Source organism: Pseudomonas sp. 50_B (genome assembly GCF_017491625.1).
Lineage (GTDB): Bacteria > Pseudomonadota > Gammaproteobacteria > Pseudomonadales > Pseudomonadaceae > Aquipseudomonas > Aquipseudomonas danubii.
Genome location: NZ_JAFGYX010000206.1, coordinates 1 through 244, shown reverse-complemented (window position 1 = coordinate 244; position 244 = coordinate 1). Strand labels below are relative to the sequence as shown.

General features: G+C 59.0%; 1 protein-coding gene. It reads right to left on the bottom strand.

Annotated elements, in window-relative coordinates:
- A partial coding sequence (locus tag J5M73_RS31640) for an amino acid permease (protein ID WP_207817035.1) occupies positions 1-244 on the bottom strand: 244 nt, incomplete at both ends.

The window sequence follows — 244 nt, the reverse complement described above, 5'->3', positions numbered from 1 at the left end:
CCAAGTCCGGGTTCTTCACGCCCCAGATATCAGCGGTGAAGATGTCCAGCTTGAAGGCGAACAGGGCAATCAGCACGAACAGCAGCAGCGGCACTACTTTGGCCACCGTGGTCACCAGGTTGATGAACGCCGCCTCCTTGATCCCACGCAGCACCAAAAAGTGCACGGCCCACAGCAGCAATGACGCACAACCGATGGCCACCGGGGTATTGCCCTGGCCGAACACCGGAAAGAAATAGCCCAG